Here is a 15,773-nt window from a genome sequence, read left to right on the forward strand (position 1 = left end):
TTGGTCGCTTTCTTCGGTCTGATCCCGTCTATCTCAGGGCATCTCCCCGGTCCGTCACAACCTGACACCCCACGGATTCCACTTTTTTTCTGAGAGCGGCGATACTCTGCGCCGCTTCCTCTCCGGTACAGATTTTATTATCGTAAAGACTGTAATCTTTTCTGTTTTTCTCCGGAGAAAGATTTGGCATAACCACGTTGGCTCCCGCCAGAAGTCCTTTCTCCCGCCCGAAGGGATCCATGGTGCCGAGGGCTGTCGTCGCCGGAAGCAGGACTTTCGGCAGCAGAATTCTTATGACCGAAAGAAGAAAGATGGTCATATCCACACTTCCCGCCTTCTCGCCTGCATACCTGGTATCATGGTGCGGAATGAAGGGACCGATTCCCACCATCTCCGGCTGAAGACGATGCAAAAACAACAGATCATCCGCAATATTTACAAGAGTCTGTCCCGGCGACCCCACCATAAATCCCGCACCCACCTGATAGCCAAGCTCTTTCAGATCGTACAGGCACTTCATCCGGTGGGAAAGACTCATTTCCTGCGGGTGCAGACTGCGGTAATGGGCTTCGTCCGCCGTCTCATGACGAAGCAGATATCGGTCCGCTCCCGCTTCCCTGAACTTCCGGTAGCTCTCCTTCTCCCTCTCCCCGATGGACAGGGTGATGGCGCAGTCGGGATGATTCTCTTTGATCCGCCGGATCAGCTCTGTCATCCGCTCATCGGTAAAATACGGATCATCTCCGCCCTGTAGTACAAAGGTGCGGTATCCGAGAGCATAGCCTTCCCGGCAGCAGGACAGAATCTCCTCTTCCATCAGGCGGTAACGCCGGACATTGCGATTATCCCGTCGGATGCCGCAGTAATAGCAGTTATTCTTACAGTAATTGGTAAACTCGATCAGTCCACGGATATACACCTTGTTTCCGTAATATTTTCTGCAGAGTGCAAACGCCTCCTGACGAAGCATTTCCCGGACATCTGCATCCCCGGATTGCTGTAAGAGCAGAACAAATTCATCCCGGGACAAAATTCTTTCTTTTATGAACCGCCTGGCGATTTCCATAGATTTCCCCTCGTTTCTTCTGGTTTTGTGACTGTTTTTATGGTTCCTGGGGGCGGTTCGCTCCCTCTTGACAACGCAGCTCTTCCGGGCGGTTCGCACCTTTAGAACCGACGCCCTCTCCAACGCCGGTGAGAAGATCTTTTACCACCTCCCCGGCGGCGGTCAATCCTGCCACCGACGGCACAAAAGCGATACTTCCCGGCGTGCGGGAGCCGGTCTTGATGGCTTCTTCTCTGGAATAGACCACCTTCAGTTTCTTAACGCCCCGTTTTTTCAGCTCCCGGCGCATGACCTTGGCCAGCGGGCAGACGGACGTTTTATAAATGTCCGTCACCTCAAACCGGGAAGGGTCCAGCTTATTGCCGGCGCCCATGCAGCTGATGACCGGAACGCCTGCCTTCTGCGCCTGCATGATAATGTCGATCTTGGCCGTCACGGTATCTATGGCGTCCACCACGTAGGAATACGAAGAAAAGTCAAATTCGTCCGCCTTCTCCGGCAGATAAAAGCAAGGATGCATCGTTACACTGGCATCCGGGTTGATGGAGAGAATCCGCTCCCTCATCACCTCTACTTTTTTCCGCCCTATGGTCGCCTCGGTGGCGATAATCTGCCGGTTCAGGTTGGAACGGTTCACCCGGTCGTTGTCAATCAAATCAAAGGCGCCGACCCCGCTTCTTGCCAGAGCCTCCACCACGTAGCCTCCGACACCCCCAACGCCGAACACGGCCACCCGGGCTTTCCGGAGCCGCTGTATTCCTTCTTCGCCCACCAGCATCTCCGTTCTGGAAAACCGTCCTTCTGACAATCCATTTTCCTCCATCCAGCGGGCGAGGAACCGAACATCCGTCAGATCCGGAATCTGCTTCCGGTAGATTCTGCCGGAAAATGCCTCGTGGGGCAGTGGATAAAACGGCACCCCTTCCGGGCAGATTGGTTCATACATGGGATCAGCAATGATTCCCGCCGCGTCGGCAAGAATCTCTGCAATCTCCTCTTCACTGTCCACAGAAAGACAAAGTCCCTCTTCCAGAAGCTCTTTCTCTGTCTCCAGTGGACAGAGCACTTTAGTCCGGCAGCCGTAGCTTTCGCTGACGGCTCTCGCCAGTGACTGACTGATGACAGCTTCACCGATGAGATACACCGGCGCGGCGGCGGAAGCTTCCGTACGGACAGATTGCCGGGCGGCGGAAGGGTTATCCTGGCCAGCATCCTCCTGATGGTAAGCTGCCTGGCATACTCCGTCCCGTCTCGCTTCTTCCAGACAGGCTAGCAGCTCATCTGCGAAAGGTTCCGTCGGCATGCCGACCACATACGGCGTGTCAAACCGCTCCCGCAGCGTCTTTGCCGCCGGCAGTCCCACGGAAGATACCACCACATTGACCTCAGCCTCTCCTGCCCGGGCAATCTCCTCCGGGCTGCTGCCCATGGCGAAGGTACTTATGATCTCGCAGTCATGGGCTTCAAAAAAGGCGCGCATGGAGGACAGGGTTCCGTTGATGGAAAAGTCCAGCGGCGTCACGCCCAGCAGGTTAATTTTCCGGCGGGGCGGCCTGGAAAGCGAGGCGTCTGCCAACTCAGCCTCCCTCTCCGGCGGCTCCGCAACCATGGACCGCGCCACTGCCTCCAGCGCCATCCCCGCGCCCTGCACGTAGGAATGCATACCGTTGGTGGCAAAGTAGAAGACCGGCAGTCCGGTCTCCTGAGCGATGATATCCCGGATGGCCTCAAAGTCCGTCCCAATCATCATCGGCACCGGAGTGCGGACTAGGGCGATGAACCGTGGGGACAGGTCTTTCGCCGCCCGCACGATATCATCAATAAACTTCTCGTCATTTCCCATGATGGCGTCAATCTCTGACAGACCGGAGATGAACACCAGACTGTCCTGGTCGTACCAGCGGGGTTCATCGTGGGTATTGTAGGTGGAATTGCATCCGGAAGGATCGTGGATGACCACCATACCGCCCAGCTCATAGAGGGCGGAGCAGACGCCCGAGACGTCCGCCGTATACGTTGATATGATTACGGATACCTGTTTCATATGCAGCTGACACACCCCAATCCTTTTCGCACGATCAAATCCTTCGTGTCCTTCGTATGATAAAACGCTTCCTGTATCTTTTCACAAAGCCCGCAGATGCCGGCGTAGCCGTGAAGTCCGCCGCCCTCCACCATGTTGACAAAATGTCCGGTCTGGTGGAAGTAGGCCGCTTTCTGTCCGATGGCAAGCACCCTCTCCGGCCGCCGCGCAATAACCCGCATGCCGGTGTGGATGGTGGCGCAGACCGTAAGCTCCGGTGCATAGCTTCGAAGCCAGCGGTACGCATCTTCTTCTTCCGGCGAAAAACTGTCCGCATAAACATGCGTCACCGAAAAACCATGTTCCAAAAGCAGACGGGCCAGTCCCAGCACCCTCGGCGCCGCCGCCGCATCGATGGCCACCGGCATACCGTCAAGGAGCTCCCTCGTCTCATTCAGCTTCTCTTCACATTTCTTCCGAAGCGAAGCGGTATCCGGCATCGAAAGGCCCAGCGTATCCGCCAGTAAAGAGATCTCCCCGTCTATCTCTTCATAATCAAAGGTCTGCGGCAGGTAGAGAAAATCCATCTCCAGCCGGTCGGACAGCTTCTCCCCGCCCGCCTTTGCCGACGGGTAGGTGGCGATGTTCAGCACGCTTTCCGACATGGAAAGGTATTCCTCAAATGTCTCGCAGGTGGTAATATCCTTCACCGCATAGCCGCCTTCCCTCAGCATAGACAGAATCTCACAGTCCGGCTGCAGGGTCAAATCGTTGCCCACGATACTCACCTGCTTCAGATTTTTCGGCCGCTTTTCCAAACAATCATACATCGCGATACGCAGCTTCTGATCCGGCGTCATGCCGCCTTTCTGCATGATCGGGTCCATATAGCAGTCCACAAACCGCTGCTCCGGAAAACGTTCCCGCAGCGTTCTGTAAATGTATTCCAGGTCACATCCCATAAAATGGTGGATACAGACTGTAAATAGTAAAACAACCGTTGGTTTTCGTTTTAATTTATGCAAAATCTCCGACACGCCGTCAATGACCAGTTCTTCCATCTGCCCGTTAGTGATGTCATCTTCTTTGACAGCAATGGTGGAAAAGCGGTCCGCAGCATTCATTTCCGCCGCCGTCAGCACCACGCCCCGGTTACAGTTGGCCGCGCACACATAGATCTGATGAGAACCCGGAATGAGCATCCCCGTGTGTACGATATTCCAGGTCCCGTGGGCCGGACTATTGTACTCCAGCCCCGGCAGAAACGGCGTCGGCCATGCGGCGTCTTTCATGAAGATACTCTCTTTTTCCGTAACGGGAGGGCTGTATTTCAGCATGGTCTCCCGATTTCCATGTATCATTTCAAGCATCTTGATTCTCCTCGTTTACATTTCTTCCCGGCAGACCGCGAGGATCTGCTCTGCCAGCCTGCGGTACTCCGCCGCCATCTCGCTGTCCGGCTGCGTTTCCAGCACCGTCATGGCAAGCTCCTCGGCGTCGGTCACGGTCTCGCTGCGTGAAAGCCTTCCTATGACCCTGCTGTGAATATCTTCGCAGAGTTCCTGTACTTTCTCTTCCTCATGCTTTACATTTCTTCGGTTGAGAATGATGCCGCCCAGCTTCGCATAGCCGCGGTTTTTGAAATTCTCCACCGCCATGGCGATGTTTGCTGCCGCGTGAATAGCCATATTCTCCCCGGAAGTAAGCACAAAGACCCGGTCGGCGTAGCCGCCTCGCATAGGCATGGAAAAGCCGCCGCAGACCACGTCGCCAAGGACATCATAAATGACCACATCCGGCTTATACGTCTCATAAGCACCTTTTTCTTTGAGCTTCTCCAGAGCGGCGATGATACCCCGTCCGGCGCATCCCATTCCCGGCGCAGGTCCGCCGGCTTCCACGCAGAGGACGCCCCGGTATCCCTCCATGACCATGTCGTCCAGAGTAAAATCATTCTTCCGGTCACGCACCAGATCAAGCACCGTCTCCACAGGCTTTCCATGACGCAGAAGCACCGTAGAATCCGCCTTCGGATCGCATCCGATCTGCATCACCTTAAGTCCCTGCTCCGCCATGGCCGCAGCCACGTTAGAGATGGTGGTGGATTTGCCGATGCCGCCCTTTCCGTATACTGCAATCTTTATCATAATTTTCTCCATTCCTTTTAATGCCACATCTTAACGTATATCATACTTTCGCATACGTCACACCTTTGCGTACGCCACTTTGGACGTCACGCCCTCCAGCCGTCCGATGCGGCCGGACAAAGTGCTGATGACATTCTGCGGCGCATCCACCACCAGACTGATGATGTTGATGCCCCGCGCCCGGTAGGGAATCCCCATCCGCCCCACCATGTACTCGGCGTATTCATGTATGATATCATTAAGCTCTGCCGTCGTGTCCGTATTTTCCACAATGATGGACAGGACGGCGATTCTCGTTTCTGTCTCCACGACCGGTCACATCCTTTCTGGCTGCCGCACAGCCGGTTTTGGCCCATACTTGTTTCTTGCTTCTTTGCTCACCGCAGTTTCTTTCTTCGCTGCGGCGCAGACCTGCGCTCTGTGAAATGTGATACGGTACACTAGCAAATTCTAGGCAGCAGCTCGCCCCGCGGCTCCGGCAGCAGTGTCTCTGCGCCGATCTCCGTGGTCATCACAACCCGGCCCGGCATCTCTTCGGTCACCTCGCCAATGATGGCGGCGTCTTTGGTATATTTGCCCTGGCGCAGCTTCTCCACGATGGCCTCCGCCTGCTCCTTCGGCGCAAAAATCACCAGACGTCCCTCGCAGGCAAGATACAGTGGTTCGAGACCCAGCATGCCGCAGACGCCCTTCACTCCGTCCTGCACCGGTATGTCTTCCGCATGGAGGCGGATGCCCACCTGGCTCTGTCCCGCAATCTCATAGAGGACAGTTCCAACGCCGCCGCGGGTGGCGTCACGGATCACATGAATATCCTTCGTCACAGAAAGCATGTCCTCCACGGCTCCCCAGAGCGGCGCGCAGTCGCTGGTCACGTCCGCCTCAATGCCGAAATCTTCCCGTTCCAGCAAAATCGTGCAGCCATGACGTCCCACGTCGCCGCTTACGATGACCGCGTCACCCGGCTGCGCCTTCTTGCCTGAAGTCTCCACATCCTCCTGCACCAGTCCGATGCCGGTAGTCGTGATAAACACGCCGTCCACCTGACCTTTTCCGGCCACCTTCGTGTCGCCCGCCACAATCTTCACGCCGGCCTCCTTCGCCGTCGCCTCCATGGCAGCGGCGATCTTTTCCAGCTTCTCCATCGGGAATCCTTCCTCAATGACAAATGCACAGGAAAGGTACAGCGGTTTCGCTCCCATGCAGGCCAGGTCGTTGACCGTGCCGCAGATACTGAGCTTTCCGATGTTTCCTCCCGGAAACTCCGCCGGAGATACGATGAAGCCGTCGGTGGTAAAGGCAAGCTTTCCCGCTTCCACTGGAAGCACCGCCGCATCGTCGCTGGTCAGATCCGGATTGGCAAAATGTTCTTTAAATACTTTATCTATCAGCTCGGCGGTCTGTTTTCCGCCGGCCCCATGGGCAAGGGTTACTGTTTCATTCATAATCTTTCTCCTTGTATTGTGGTTATATATACAACGTGGCAAACCAGAAGTTCCTGGCAAAAAAGATGCCATAACATCTTGAATTTGTGCTAAGAAACATGCAAACTGAAGAGCACGCCACAATGGTACAGATGCCGTCGATTTGGAACGGGCATTTTTTGTAATCTTAGTGATGTAGTCAGACAGAGATTTGCGGCATGGTATCTCAATGGAAAAACACATCGGGAAAGGTCGGCGACGACTGTGAGCGCAGGCGTTATAGGGATGTTATAATGGATGTTCTCATAACCAGCCTGCCGAGGTGGAGGAGAAGAGCTTCCCGCCTGCGTTTTTCTATAATATATGCGGTGTCGCAAATCTCGTCTGCTCCTACATCCTCTGATTTTCACAAAACCTGCAATTCCAATCGACAAATCCTAATTCTCTCCGTACTGATAAAATGCGGAGCAGGCTCCTTCGCCGGAAACCATGCAGGCTCCCACCGGATGAAGCGGCGTGCATCCCTTTCCAAATAACGGACATTCTGTCGGTGTACATTTGCCCTGCAGTACTTCTCCGCAGCGGCAGGCCGGGTTGCTCCGTCCTTCCATCTTCGGAATATCGTACTTCACTCTCGCATCAAACTGCCGGTGCTCTTCCCGCAGCTTCATACCTGACTGCGGAATCATACCCAGTCCCCGCCATTCAGAGTCGCAGGCTTCCATCCATTCTTCCATCAGCTTCTGCGCCGGAACGCTTCCCTGCGGTGTCACCACGCGTTTATATGCGTTGGCAAAAAATGGCTCTCCTTTTGGAAACTTTGCAAGGATCACAGCAAAAGCCGCCAGGATCTCTTTGGCTCCAAAGCCTGCCACAACACCGCTGGTACCCTCTGCTGCCAGCTCTTCACAGAGCTTCGTTCCCATGATGGCGTTCACGTGTCCCGGATACAGGAATACATCGGCACTTCCTTTTAATGCTTTATAAGCCTGCGGCATGGTCTTGTTGGCTGTCAAAAGAGAATAATTCTCAAGCCCTGCCTCCGCCGCCATCTTTACAGACAGGCAGGCAGCCGGCGTGGTGGTCTCAAATCCCACGGACAGGAATACCACCTGCTCGTCCCTGTGTTCTTTTGCGTACTGGAAAGCGTCTGTCGGCGAGTACACCACCTGTATTTTTCCACCCTCGGCTCTGGCCGCCGCCAGGCTTTTTTTGCTGCCCGGCACCCGCACCAGATCACCAAATGTACAGATGGTCACATTTTTTTCCAGAGCCAGCCAGATCGCCTCGTCAATAAAATCTGCCGGCGTCACACAGACCGGACAGCCCGGTCCGGAAATAAGATTCACCTGCTCCGGCAGCAGCTTCCGGATACCCAGCCGGAATATCTCGTGGGTGTGTGTGCCGCAGACTTCCATGATCCGCACCGGCGGCCCGTCATAATGCTCAATAATCTCTCTGGCTGTCTTTACGGTGTCTTTCATAACAGTTCCTCCAGAATCTCATCGGCTTCCTCGTCTTCTTCCTCCTGAATCTTTGCGATGGCGATGCCCGCGTGAACCATCACGTAATCGCCCGGCTCCACATTTTCAAGAAGTTCTGTGGAGATCTCCCTTTTAGCTCCGGACGCGTCCACCACTGCCATTCCATCCTTCATTGTCACAATTTTTGCTGGTAAGCCTACACACATGGCTGTTCCTCCTCTTTTCTATCTATGATTCATCCATTTCTGATTTATTTATGTTTTATTCCGCTGCAGATGCGCCATGGCCGCCGCTGCCTGACCGAGACAGATACCGCCGTCGTTGGGCGGGATCAGATGATGGGTCAGCACGCGGAAACCTTCTTCTTCCAGTCTCTCCACGCTGTACCGAAGCAGCAGCAGATTCTGGTAAACGCCTCCGCTCAGCGCCACGGTATTTCTTCCCGTTGTCTGCCGGAGCTTGACGCAGGCATCCACGATCATCTCCGCCAGACTTCTGTGAAAGAGCCAGGCCAGGTAACCGGCGTCCTCTCCGGCCGCCCTGCCCTCCGCCATCCGGCGGATCAAACGTTTTGTGGGCAGGAGATACTGTCGTTCTTCGGCGCAGCTTTCCTTAGCCGGAATCGTTGGCCCGGAACAGTTCCCGTCGCCCTCAGCGCTGTCTTCCACCTGCAATGCAATCGGCGCCAGATCTTCCCCGGCCGCGGGTTCAAGTCCCCCGGCCCCTTCGGTCTGCTCCCTGCTTTCAAGATAGGCCTCCGCCGCAAACTGCAGGGAAGTTGACGCTTCTCCCTCAAAGGTGGAGCTGCGGCAGATACCAAGCAGGGCGCTCACCGCATCAAACAGACGGCCCGCGCTGGTGGAAACCACCGTGTTGATGTTTTTCTCTGCCATCTTGCCAAGAAGCGATGCCTCCTGCCGGGTGCAGAGTCCCCATTCTTCTGCCTTCCGACAGGCTTCTTCCTGTCCGTAAATATCTCTTAATAAGGAAACGGCAATGCGCCAGCCTTCTTTGGCGGACAGGTCTCCGCCCACCTGCAGGAAAGGCTCCACCGACGCCAGCCGGGTAAATCCTTCGTAATCGGCGGCAAGAATCTCTCCGCCCCAGATGGTTCCATCGGTGCCGTAACCAGTACCGTCAAAGGATACGCCGATGACCGGCTCCATCCAGTCGTTTTCCGCCATGCAGGACAAAATGTGGGCGTAATGATGCTGAATCTTCAGCACCGGCAGTCCCATTTGTTCCGCGGCCGCCGTGGTATTGTAGGCAGGATGCAGATCGCACGCCACCAGCGACGGCTTCGCCTCCAGCAGACGGCACATCCGCTCCACGGATTCTGTCAGCGCCCGCACGGTGCGCACGTCTCCCATGTCGCCAATGTAAGGAGACGGATAAAGCAATGCATTTTTCCCGACGCAGAACGTATTTTTCAGCTCGCCGCCCACCGCCAGCACTTCTCCCTGCCAGTCGGCGTTCATCATCACCGGCAAAGGCGCATACCCTCTGGAGCGGCGCACCATGTACGGCTCCCCACGGAAAAAGTCCATGACCGTATCATCGGCACGGATTCTTATGAGCCTGTCATGAGACAAAATGATATCGCAAAGTCCCAGAAGCTCCCGGCGGGCGTCCGCATCGTCCCTGCAGATGGGAGCACCGGACGTATTGGCGCTGGTCATCACCAGGCAATCCGACACTTCTGTATCATCGTCGTAGTCAAAGAGCAAAAGCTGTATGGGCGCATATGGAAGCATCACGCCCACTTTCGGATTGCCCGGAGCCACCGACGGACAGAGCCGCCCGCCTTTTTTCCGCGGCAGCAGCAAGATCGGCTTTTGATGTCCGTCTAAAACCTCTGCCTGCGCCTGATCAAACCGACATTCCCTCTCCACCGTCTCCATGTTTTTCATCATCACGGCAAACGGCTTTGCCGGCCGTTTTTTCCGCCGCCGCAGAAGCGCTACAGCCTCCTCGTTGGAGGCGTCACAGCACAGGTGAAATCCTCCGATTCCCTTGATGGCGGCGATGCCTCCCTCACTGATTACCTTACGCACCCGGCGGATGGCTTCGGCGCCGCGGACAGTTTCTGAGCCCTTTTCGGAACCGGTACTTTCATCCAGCAGGTACACCTGCGGCCCGCAGTCATTGCAGCAGACCGGCTGGGCGTCGTACCGCCTCGTCTCCGGATGGGTATACTCCCACTCGCAGGTTTCGCACATTGGAAACTCCGCCATGCTGGTCCGTTCTCTGTCATAAGGCATGGCGTCAAGAATCGTCAGCCGCGGCCCACAGCACGTACAATTGATAAAAGGATGCAGATATCGCCGGTCAGAAGGATCGTACATTTCCTCCTTACATTTCTCACAGATAGCAATGTCCGGAGACACAAAAATATCTCCCCTGATTTTGCCGCTCTCGATGATTGCGAAATCAGAAAACTCCGGCGTTTCCCCGCATTCCTTTTCTTCCACGTCCATCCGGAGAATCACCGCCCGTTCCGGCGGCCGCTCCCGGATATCCTCGCAGAAATCCCGCAGGCTTTCCTCCTGGCCCTGTGCCCAGATCTCCACGTAAGGGCCCATATTGCAGACACTGCCCCGCACCCCGCGCGCCGCCGCATGGCGGCTCACCGTCGGGCGAAATCCCACGCCCTGCACGATGCCGAACACGCAGATCCGAAGCGTTTTCTCAACTTGTCTTTTGATTGTTTTTTGATCTTCCATTTCTATTATACATGCCTCTTTCCGGAAACCGCAAAATGCGAAAGCGGCAGGAAGTCTCCGGCGTACTCCGGCACCGCCCGCATAAACAGGCTTTCCCCGATAATCAGATCATAGCCGCCGTCTCTTACCAGAGACATCCACTGATCTTCCTCTTTCAAATGTACGTCCCCTTCTTCTCTCAGTTCCTTTTCCAGCATAAACCACGAAGCGACAGTAATCTCTGCCTCGCTGCTCTCCCGGATGGCCTCCCGCAGAGAATTGGCCAGCACCTGCTGATGAACAATAAGAATCTTCTTCCGCTCTTTTTTTTCGACTTCTTCCATCAGCGTCTCAAAGCCCGGGATGGTCTCCAACGGATACGCCGCCTCGTAAGGCGTGCCGTATTTCTTTTCGAGATATTTGGCCGCTGCCAGCCCCGCCGGAGCGATGACCAGATTCTTCTCTGCCCGGTGCGCCTGCTCCACATCAGCAAGTCCTGTTCCCATGCCGTAGCTGAACACCTGCTGCCAGCCTTTTCCCTTATAATATCGCGCCAGCGCGTCCGACTCCACCGTCTCCACCATGTCCATCGGCGTGGCGCCGATGATTCCCAGAGTTCCCGGCAGGACTTCCGTGCTGCCATCGCTGTCAGACTGAGCTTCTGCCTGCCGTCCGCTTGCATCTTTTCTTGTAAAGATGTTCTTTCCAGTAAATGTACGGAACAGCTCCAGAAAAGCTTTTTTTACGCCGTCGTCATATAATTCCATGCCGTTGGTGTCCACCGTCACCGTCGGAAATCCCGTTTTCTTCTCAATCATCCGTTTAAGAGCGGAATAATCGGTTCCGATAACCGCCGGCACCGGCGTCCCGATGACCGCCACAAAGTTTCCGTCTATTTTTTTGCATGCCTTGGCGATCTTCTCCACCAGCTTGTCGTCCCGTCCCAGGATAGCGTCCATATCACGCAGCCCCGCGCTGAATATGGCGCTTTTGCTGTCAAACCACCGCGGCTCGTCAAAACCGCAGACATTTCCCGCGCAGCCGCCGGCATCCAGTATGATCACCAGCCCGCCCAGCTCACAGAATACAGCGGTGGCACCGGACTGATCCGGAGCAAACGGGGCGATGTATTTTCTAAGTCCTTTCATGTTGTCTCCTTTTTCACTTTATATTAAGATTTGTCGCGATGAAACTGCAGTTTTTGATAGAATCTGAGGATGTAGGAACAAACGAGATTTGCGACGCTGTATACACTATAGAAAAACGCAAATCTCTGTCTGACTACATCGCTGAGATTATGGCAAAACTCCTGTTCCATCTCGACTGCATCTGTATTATTATGACTGACTCTCCGGCTGAGAATCAAGTCAGACGAATTAGTCGATCAAAACATCATCTGTTTTGTCAGAATCTTCTATTTTGCCACGTTGTATATTTGTGAATTTCCAGCACTTCCTCACATGCCGTAAAGAAATGCCGCACGCCTGCGTAGCCAAATGGCTGGATGTCGTCGCTCCATTCCAGATGCGCTGCCTCGGGGTGGTAGTATGCGGCGTCTTTACCGATGGTGATATCCGCCGATGCTTCCGAGCAGTCGTAATAGATCATGGTCGGCTCCAGGTTGGAGTAGACGCGGGTTTGCGGGCTTAGCTTCGCAATTTTTTCCAGGTAGAGGAAATCATTTTCTCCGATGCTGGAAAAAATCTCTGCCACGGAGAACCCATACCGAAGCAGCGCCAGGGACAGCTCGAAGGCGTTGCCGTTGCAGCCTTCACCCACGGAGAACGTCAGTTTCGGGTATTTCTTCTGGAATTCTTCCACTGCGGCTTCCGCCTGCGCCCGGTAAACGCTGTCGTCCATCTTCACGCCGATGGCTGCGGCGAACAGCTCGTACTGACGGGCGATTTTATCCATCTGATACAGTCTCGTCAGCTCGATCCACGGGATATTCAGTCGTTTGCGGATATCTTCCGCCGCATATCTGGCTTCCGCGTCCAGCACCAGATTGAAATTCGCTTCCGCCATGGACAGGTATTCCTCGTAACTTTCACAGCGGGAGATCTCCCGGATAGTTTTCACGCCCGCCTGCCGCAGAAGCTCATAAAGCTCGCAGTCATCGATGAGCGGTGCAAAATGTCCCAGCAGGTTCACCGAGGTGCTTTTTTTCTTCCGGGGTTCAAGCAGCGAGTAAATGGACTGGCGCACGTGAACCATCGGCGGCTTCCGTCCCTCTCTCGTCAGCGCATACATGTAGCACGGCAGCACCGGAATACCCACGGCGTCCTGCGCCTTTTTACAGACGCGGTCCATGTCGGTGCCCAGCAAAGCATCCACGCAGGTGATGCAGATCATCACCACCGACGGCTTTTCCTCCCGGCCGTCATAAATCTCCTGCACAGCCTGCGGGATTTTCTTCAAATGTCTTCCTGTAACGATGTCAGTCTCGTCCATCATCAGATAATAAAACCGGTCGCTGTAACCGCCCAGCTCACTTAAAATCGTCGTATTTCTTCCGCAGCATCCCGGCGCCACCAGAAGCATCACCGAACCCGGAATCGCAAGCCCCGCCCGCTTTACACCGAAGCCCTGGGCTCCCGGCGAGTTAAAAGCCAGCGTAGCCGGAGAACTGTAGATCAGATTCCTGTTGATAATCATCTCGTCAGCCAGCGCATCCTTTCCTGCCTTTACCAGCTCCTCGGCAGTCAGACAGAACGCCCGGCGGGAAGCATCATTTTCTTTGGCACAGGATACACACGACTCCGCCGGATTCTGCATACCTGATGCATTATTGTCTGTTTCCACTGCTGTATTGTTCATTCTTCACTTCCTCCCTCTTTTCTTTTACTCTTTTATAAATATATCGATACTATCGTTTTCTTCTGCAAGCTCCAGAAATTGACCGACCATAACAAAATTATTCAAATCATTTTCATCCAGTCCACGATACAAAAACAGGTCGTCAAAAATTGAAGTCTTTTTTCCGATTAGTAAATGCATGCCGCCACAACCGAAAGCTTGCCTTTTTATTAGTCTTTGAGAAACGAAAACGGTGCATCATCCCTTTTCGCCTCACTCTTCCGCTGCCAGCAGCTCCTCCGCCAGTTTCAGGAACGACCGGCTGACTTCGCAGTCCGGGTCTCCTTCCACCACGGTTTTGCCGCGGTCTTCGTAATAGGTGATCTCCGGGCTGCGGGCGATCTCTCCGACGATCGGGAGACCTGCGGCGTCGGCGAAGGCCTGTACCTTTTCTTTCTCGTTTTCCACGTTGCGGTGGTTGAGCACGATGCCGTATACTTTTGCGTAGCTTCTGTCCTCAAAGTTCTGGACGGCTGTGTTGATGTTGTTTGCGGCGTAGAGCGCCATTTTCTCGCCGGAGGTGACGATGAGCACCTTGCTGGCGTAGCCTTCCCGGATTGGCGCGGCGAAGCCGCCGCAGACCACGTCGCCCAACACGTCGTAGAGCACCACGTCGGGCTGCTGTTTTTCAAAAAGCTCCAGGTCTTCCAGCAGCTGGAAGGTGGCGATGATGCCTCTTCCGGCACAGCCGAGGCCCGGCGTCGGGCCACCGGTCTCGATGCAGAGGACGCCGCCGAAACCTTCTTTGGAAATGTCTTCGATGGTTTCCGGGTCTTCATCGTATTCTCTCATATAATTCATGACCGGGATCGGCGTGGTGCCGCCCAGCAGATTGATGGTGGAATCCGCCTTTGGATCGCAGCCGATCTGGATCACCTTTTTTCCAAGGGTGGCAAAGGCTGCCGCCAGGTTACTGGTGATGGTGGACTTGCCGATGCCGCCTTTTCCGTATATCGCGATTTTTAACATAAAAAAACTCCTTCATCTCCACCGCCCTGCCGGCAATGGAAAGAAAGGAGTGGTCATTGCAAAAGAAATAGCAGGAAACGTCTTTCTGCAGTATTCGACATGCATCTCTTCACATTTCCCGTCCTGTCCTGTGCGGATATCCACACTTTATTTCTCTCAACTATTCCCGCTCGGTAATCCTTGCCGTCAGAGCTGATATTCTGCATACAGCATATCATAAACCCCTGAGTGAGACAAGAGAAATTCTTTGCTTCCAAGCAACAAAATCAATAATAATTACTGTTTTTATTGTTGAACATTACATTTGAGTCTGGTATAATTATCTAAAAATAATAACTATCAATGTTGCAGAGTGATATTGCCGCTCTGTGCGGGAAACGTTCATTTTCACGAAGGGATTATGCTGTGCTTCCCGCCTGTCGGCACATTTCCTGTCTGCACATATGGGACGGCCAGCATGCTGCCCCAGAAAGGAGATCATTTATGGATACCAGCGTAATGTTTTCACTGACTTATGGATTATTTGTCGTAACTGCCAGAGAAGGGGATAAGGATAACGGATGTATCACCAACACCGCCGCTCAGGTCACAGACACTCCTCTCCGGATTTCTCTCACCGTGAACAAAGCCAATTATACCCACGGTATGATCGAACGTACCGGCGAATTTAATGTTTCCATTCTGTCCGAAAAGGCAAGCTTTGATACCTTCAAGCACTTCGGTTTCCAGAGCGGACGGGACGTGGACAAGTTCGACGGCTACACCACAGCCAAAAGAGCCGACAACGGCATTTATTACATCACCGAAGGCACCAATGCGTACATTTCCGCAAAGGTTGTGCAGAGCGTTGACCTTGGCACTCACACCATGTTCATCGCCGATGTGATCGGTGGAGAGAAACTTTCCGATGATCCGTCCACCACATACACTTATTACCAGAAAAATATCAAGCCTGCTCCGGCCGCACCGAAGACCGGAAAGGTAACCTGGGTCTGTCAGGTATGCGGATATGTGTATGAAGGCGAGGAACTGCCGGCTGATTTCATCTGCCCGCTTTGCAAGCACGGAGCTGCGGATTTCAAAAAGGTCATTTCATAAATCA

The 15,773-nt window shown here is 54.3% G+C and carries 14 protein-coding genes and 1 pseudogene; 1 reads left to right on the forward strand and 14 read right to left on the reverse strand.

Annotated features, from left to right (window positions below):
* Positions 1 to 28: 28 nt before the first annotated feature.
* The 14 genes and pseudogenes from hydE to B5F87_RS10040 form a co-directional block, all read right to left on the reverse strand.
* Entirely contained in the window at positions 29 to 1,066 is a 1,038-nt protein-coding gene (gene hydE / locus B5F87_RS09980; RefSeq protein WP_087280587.1) for a [FeFe] hydrogenase H-cluster radical SAM maturase HydE, read from the reverse strand.
* 37 nt (positions 1,067 to 1,103) lie between these two features.
* The gene (locus B5F87_RS09985) at positions 1,104 to 1,889 is read right to left on the reverse strand and encodes a tRNA threonylcarbamoyladenosine dehydratase (protein ID WP_087280701.1); all 786 of its coding nucleotides are present in this window, start codon (positions 1,887 to 1,889) and stop codon (positions 1,104 to 1,106) included.
* Positions 1,890 to 2,135: 246 nt separating this feature from the next.
* Positions 2,136 to 3,110, reverse strand: a pseudogene (locus B5F87_RS09990) (nitrogenase component 1); the annotation flags it as partial.
* Positions 3,107 to 4,459 (reverse strand): nitrogenase component 1, encoded by a 1,353-nt coding sequence (locus tag B5F87_RS09995; RefSeq protein WP_242964382.1) that lies wholly within the window; start codon positions 4,457 to 4,459, stop codon positions 3,107 to 3,109. The pseudogene B5F87_RS09990 and the gene B5F87_RS09995, both read right to left, overlap by 4 nt.
* A gap of 15 nt (positions 4,460 to 4,474) precedes the next feature.
* Positions 4,475 to 5,236, reverse strand: a complete 762-nt coding sequence (locus B5F87_RS10000) for a nitrogenase iron protein NifH (protein WP_087280590.1) — start codon at positions 5,234 to 5,236, stop codon at positions 4,475 to 4,477.
* Positions 5,237 to 5,293: 57 nt separating this feature from the next.
* Positions 5,294 to 5,545: a TM1266 family iron-only hydrogenase system putative regulator gene (locus tag B5F87_RS10005; RefSeq protein WP_087280593.1), complete on the reverse strand. Its 252-nt coding sequence runs from the start codon at positions 5,543 to 5,545 to the stop codon at positions 5,294 to 5,296.
* A 131-nt stretch (positions 5,546 to 5,676) separates the two neighbouring features.
* The gene (gene hypE, locus B5F87_RS10010) at positions 5,677 to 6,681 is read right to left on the reverse strand and encodes a hydrogenase expression/formation protein HypE (protein WP_087280596.1); all 1,005 of its coding nucleotides are present in this window, start codon (positions 6,679 to 6,681) and stop codon (positions 5,677 to 5,679) included.
* Between the two features lie 416 nt (positions 6,682 to 7,097).
* Positions 7,098 to 8,144, reverse strand: coding sequence for a hydrogenase formation protein HypD (gene hypD, locus B5F87_RS10015; protein ID WP_087280599.1), 1,047 nt, complete (start codon positions 8,142 to 8,144; stop codon positions 7,098 to 7,100).
* Positions 8,141 to 8,350, reverse strand: a complete 210-nt coding sequence (locus B5F87_RS10020; RefSeq protein WP_087280601.1) for a HypC/HybG/HupF family hydrogenase formation chaperone — start codon at positions 8,348 to 8,350, stop codon at positions 8,141 to 8,143. Before B5F87_RS10020 ends, hypD begins: the two co-directional genes overlap by 4 nt.
* A 48-nt stretch (positions 8,351 to 8,398) precedes the next feature.
* Positions 8,399 to 10,867 carry a carbamoyltransferase HypF gene (gene hypF, locus B5F87_RS10025; protein ID WP_087280604.1) on the reverse strand — a complete coding sequence of 823 codons (2,469 nt, stop codon included), beginning with the start codon at positions 10,865 to 10,867 and terminating at the stop codon, positions 8,399 to 8,401.
* A gap of 5 nt (positions 10,868 to 10,872) precedes the next feature.
* Positions 10,873 to 11,994 (reverse strand): nitrogenase component 1, encoded by a 1,122-nt coding sequence (locus B5F87_RS10030; RefSeq protein WP_087280607.1) that lies wholly within the window; start codon positions 11,992 to 11,994, stop codon positions 10,873 to 10,875.
* 256 nt (positions 11,995 to 12,250) lie between these two features.
* Complete coding sequence (locus B5F87_RS10035; RefSeq protein ID WP_343215756.1) at positions 12,251 to 13,663, reverse strand: nitrogenase component 1; 1,413 nt, start codon at positions 13,661 to 13,663, stop codon at positions 12,251 to 12,253.
* A 24-nt stretch (positions 13,664 to 13,687) separates the two neighbouring features.
* On the reverse strand, positions 13,688 to 13,843 hold the full coding sequence (locus tag B5F87_RS20975; RefSeq protein ID WP_158097018.1) for a hypothetical protein: 156 nt from the start codon (positions 13,841 to 13,843) through the stop codon (positions 13,688 to 13,690).
* Between the two features lie 72 nt (positions 13,844 to 13,915).
* Positions 13,916 to 14,671 (reverse strand): nitrogenase iron protein NifH, encoded by a 756-nt coding sequence (locus tag B5F87_RS10040; protein WP_087280610.1) that lies wholly within the window; start codon positions 14,669 to 14,671, stop codon positions 13,916 to 13,918.
* 483 nt (positions 14,672 to 15,154) lie between these two features.
* On the opposite strand from B5F87_RS10040, the gene B5F87_RS10045 reads away from it, so the two are divergent.
* The gene (locus B5F87_RS10045) at positions 15,155 to 15,769 is read left to right on the forward strand and encodes a flavin reductase (RefSeq protein ID WP_087280612.1); all 615 of its coding nucleotides are present in this window, start codon (positions 15,155 to 15,157) and stop codon (positions 15,767 to 15,769) included.
* Positions 15,770 to 15,773 lie beyond the last annotated feature (4 nt).

It is taken from the genome of Eubacterium sp. An3, from assembly GCF_002159465.1.
GTDB lineage: Bacteria > Bacillota > Clostridia > Lachnospirales > Lachnospiraceae > Anaerobutyricum > Anaerobutyricum stercoris.

Bases quoted from the DNA above. Each gene is read 5' to 3' on its own strand.
- hydE (WP_087280587.1), bottom strand. From the start codon at position 1,066: ATGGAAATCGCCAGGCGGTTCATAAAAGAAAGAATTTTGTCCCGGGAT.
- B5F87_RS09985 (WP_087280701.1), bottom strand. From the start codon at position 1,889: ATGGAGGAAAATGGATTGTCAGAAGGACGGTTTTCCAGAACGGAGATG.
- B5F87_RS09995 (WP_242964382.1), bottom strand. From the start codon at position 4,459: ATGCTTGAAATGATACATGGAAATCGGGAGACCATGCTGAAATACAGC.
- B5F87_RS10000 (WP_087280590.1), bottom strand. From the start codon at position 5,236: ATGATAAAGATTGCAGTATACGGAAAGGGCGGCATCGGCAAATCCACC.
- hypE (WP_087280596.1), bottom strand. From the start codon at position 6,681: ATGAATGAAACAGTAACCCTTGCCCATGGGGCCGGCGGAAAACAGACC.
- hypD (WP_087280599.1), bottom strand. From the start codon at position 8,144: ATGAAAGACACCGTAAAGACAGCCAGAGAGATTATTGAGCATTATGAC.
- B5F87_RS10020 (WP_087280601.1), bottom strand. From the start codon at position 8,350: ATGTGTGTAGGCTTACCAGCAAAAATTGTGACAATGAAGGATGGAATG.
- hypF (WP_087280604.1), bottom strand. From the start codon at position 10,867: ATGGAAGATCAAAAAACAATCAAAAGACAAGTTGAGAAAACGCTTCGG.
- B5F87_RS10030 (WP_087280607.1), bottom strand. From the start codon at position 11,994: ATGAAAGGACTTAGAAAATACATCGCCCCGTTTGCTCCGGATCAGTCC.
- B5F87_RS10035 (WP_343215756.1), bottom strand. From the start codon at position 13,663: ATGAACAATACAGCAGTGGAAACAGACAATAATGCATCAGGTATGCAG.
- B5F87_RS20975 (WP_158097018.1), bottom strand. From the start codon at position 13,843: ATGCATTTACTAATCGGAAAAAAGACTTCAATTTTTGACGACCTGTTT.
- B5F87_RS10040 (WP_087280610.1), bottom strand. From the start codon at position 14,671: ATGTTAAAAATCGCGATATACGGAAAAGGCGGCATCGGCAAGTCCACC.
- B5F87_RS10045 (WP_087280612.1), top strand. From the start codon at position 15,155: ATGGATACCAGCGTAATGTTTTCACTGACTTATGGATTATTTGTCGTA.